This is a genomic window from Pseudomonas mandelii, assembly GCF_002251635.1.
Classification (GTDB): Bacteria; Pseudomonadota; Gammaproteobacteria; order Pseudomonadales; family Pseudomonadaceae; genus Aquipseudomonas; species Aquipseudomonas mandelii_B.
Window position 1 is genome coordinate 1 of record NZ_NMOJ01000097.1, and the last position, 3,218, is coordinate 3,218.

The 3,218-nt window shown below is 58.3% G+C and carries 1 protein-coding gene and 2 tRNA genes; 2 read left to right on the forward strand and 1 reads right to left on the reverse strand.

All coding sequences use genetic code 11. The features are described 5' to 3' along the window. Positions 1-3: 3 nt before the first annotated feature. On the reverse strand, positions 4-2,634 hold the full coding sequence (gene rnr / locus B7L09_RS14575) for a ribonuclease R (RefSeq protein ID WP_094469403.1): 2,631 nt from the start codon (positions 2,632-2,634) through the stop codon (positions 4-6). A 224-nt stretch (positions 2,635-2,858) separates the two neighbouring features. On the opposite strand from rnr, the gene B7L09_RS14580 reads away from it, so the two are divergent. Beyond that, a tRNA-Leu gene (locus B7L09_RS14580) sits at positions 2,859-2,945 on the forward strand. A gap of 166 nt (positions 2,946-3,111) precedes the next feature. Further along, positions 3,112-3,198 (forward strand) — tRNA-Leu (locus tag B7L09_RS14585). The last annotated feature ends 20 nt before the right edge of the window (positions 3,199-3,218 follow it).

Genomic DNA, 3,218 nt, shown 5'->3' on the forward strand with positions numbered 1-3,218 from the left:
GACTCATGACTTGGCCTTAGGTTTGCGCGACCCGCCGCTTTTCGCGGGGGCCGAACCCGCTTTAGGCGGGCCTTTACGGTGTTTGCTTGGCTTGCTGCCGGGGGCCTTGTCAGGCGCCGACCGTCCGGTCTTTCCCCCAGACGCCGCTTTACCGCCGCTTTTCGCTTCAGACAGCAACGCCTGTTTCAATTCACGGCTTTTACGCAGTTCGGCATTTTTCGCCGCGGCATCGCTTGGGCGATAGGCCTCGACTGCCTTTTCCTTGGCAGGACGACGACCGGTTTTAGCCGGGGCCGGTTCTGCTGCGGTTTTGGCCGTTGTCTTGGCGGCCGGTTCGGTCTTTTCGGTCCCGCGCTTCTTGCGGCCGATCGGCGCGCTGATGGTTTTTTCAGCCATCTCGAAGTCGATCTTGCGTTCGTCGAGGTCAACGCGCATCACGCGCACTTCAACGGTATCGCCCAAGCGGAAGCTGCGACCGGTGCGCTCGCCCGCCAGGCGGTGATGCACAGGGTCAAAGTGGTAGTAGTCACCCGGCAAGGCGGTGACGTGCACCAGGCCCTCGACATAGATGTCAGTCAGCTCAACGAACAGACCAAACCCGGTTACGGCCGTGATGACGCCAGGGAACGACTCGCCCACGCGGTCTTTCATGAACTCGCACTTAAGCCAGTTCACTACATCGCGGGTGGCTTCGTCGGCACGGCGCTCGCTCATGGAGCACTGCTCGCCCAGCTGTTCCAGGGCCGCTTCGTCGTACGGATAAATCCGCGCTTTCGGAATGGTCATGGCACCGGCGCGCTTGACGTGCGGGGTGTTCTGCTTGGAATGGATCACGCTGCGGATCGCGCGGTGCGTGAGCAGGTCCGGGTAACGACGAATCGGCGACGTGAAGTGGGTGTACGCTTCGTAATTCAGGCCGAAGTGGCCCTGATTATCAGCGCTGTACACCGCCTGGCTCAGGGAGCGCAGCATCACGGTCTGGATCACGTGGTAATCCGGACGGTCCTTGATGCTCGCGAGCAGTGCCTGGTAGTCCTTCGGCGTCGGGCCGTCCTTGCCTTTGTGCAGGGACAGGCCGAGCTCACCGAGGAACGCGCGCAGCTTCTCCAGGCGCTCCGGCGGCGGGCCGTCATGCACCCGGTACAACGCAGGAATCTCGTGCTTTTTCAGGAATTCCGCAGTGGCCACGTTGGCCGCCAGCATGCATTCCTCGATCAGCTTGTGCGCATCGTTACGCGTGGTCGGGGTGATTGCCGCGATCTTGCGCTCGGAACCGAAGACAATTCGGGTTTCCTGCGTTTCAAAATCGATCGCGCCACGCACGTGACGAGCGCCCANCAGCACTTTGTACAGTGCGTAAAGCTGCTTGAGGTGTGGCAGAACGTCGGTGTACTCGCCGCGAAGCTGACGTGCTTCGGTGAGTTTCGGCGTTTCCAGCATCGCGCTGACTTTGTTGTAGGTCAGGCGAGCGTGGGAGTGAATGACCGCTTCGTAGAAGCAGTAGTCGGTCATCTCGCCGGTTTTGGAGATGGTCATCTCGCAAACCATGGCCAGGCGATCGACGTGCGGGTTCAGCGAGCACAGGCCGTTGGAGAGCTGCTCCGGCAGCATCGGCACGACGCGCTCGGGGAAGTACACCGAGTTGCCGCGCACCTGAGCTTCGTTGTCCAGGGCCGAACCAATCTTCACGTAGCTGGACACGTCGGCAATCGCGACGAACAACTTCCAGCCGCCGGAGAACAGGCGCAGCTTGCCAGGCTTGGCTTCGCAGTAGACCGCATCGTCGAAGTCACGCGCATCTTCGCCGTCAATGGTGACGAACGGCAGATGGCGCAGGTCGATGCGTTTTTCTTTGTCTTTGTCTTCAACTTCCGGCTTGAGCTTGGCGGCTTCTTTGAGCACAGCCTCAGGCCAGACGTGAGGAATATCGTAGGTGCGCAGCGCAACGTCGATTTCCATGCCCGGCGCCATGTAGTTGCCGACCACTTCAACGATATCGCCTTGCGGCTGGAAGCGCGCAGTCGGCCAGTGGGTGATCTTCACTTCCACGAACTGACCAATCTGCGCGTTGGCGTTACGACCCGGGGTGACCAGCACTTCTTGCTGGATCTTCGGATTGTCCGCCACCACGAAGCCGATACCGCCTTCTTCGAAGTAACGGCCGACGATAGACTCGTGGGCACGCGACACCACTTCGACGATCACGCCTTCACGACGACCGCGACGGTCCAGGCCGGAAACGCGCGCCAGGGCACGGTCGCCATCGAACATCAGGCGCATTTGCGCCGGGCTCATGAACAAGTCGTCGCTGCCGTCGTCCGGGATCAAAAAGCCGAAGCCATCACGGTGACCGGCAATGCGGCCAAGGATCAGGTCGAGCTTATCCACAGGCGCGTAGGTGCCACGGCGGGTGTAGATCAGTTGAGCGTCGCGCTCCATGGCACGCAAACGGCGGCGCAGGGCTTCGANCTGGTCTTCTGTGGTCAGACCAAACTCTTCCACCAACTGCTCGCGGTTAGCAGGCGAACCCCGATCAGCAAGGTGCTGAAGGATCAGTTCGCGGCTAGGAATAGGGTTTTCATATTTTTCCGCTTCACGAGCGGCCTCGGGATCGAGGGACTGCCAATCGGCCATTAGAGAGTTTTCACCTTGTCTATATGCGGGTTAGTTTGGCATAGGCGTAATGAAACGGGAAATTTCAGACTGCGACAGCCCATCTAAAGCCTTATATCGACAGCGCAAAGCTGATTTAAATGCCGTCGGTAAAATTTTCCAGGTTTTTTTGATGCCAGGGGTTTACAGTTAAAAAGACGCTCCGTATAGTGCGCGCCATCGACGACGGCAACGTTGTTGATGCTGCCCAGGTGGTGAAATTGGTAGACACGCCAGCTTCAGGTGCTGGTGATCGCAAGGTCGTGGAAGTTCGAGTCTTCTTCTGGGCACCAATTCAGAGCTTGAGATTAGATCAATTTCAAGGCTCACACAAAAACCCGCGAAAGCGGGTTTTTTGCATTCTAAACATCTGATTTATTAAATCTAAATCAGGGGTTTACAGATCAAAACGCTCTCCGTATAGTGCGCCACATCAACAGCGGAGACGCTGAAGATTATGCCCAGATGGTGAAATTGGTAGACACGCCAGCTTCAGGTGCTGGTGATCGCAAGGTCGTGGAAGTTCGAGTCTTCTCCTGGGCACCAATTTCAAACTCAAGGTTACG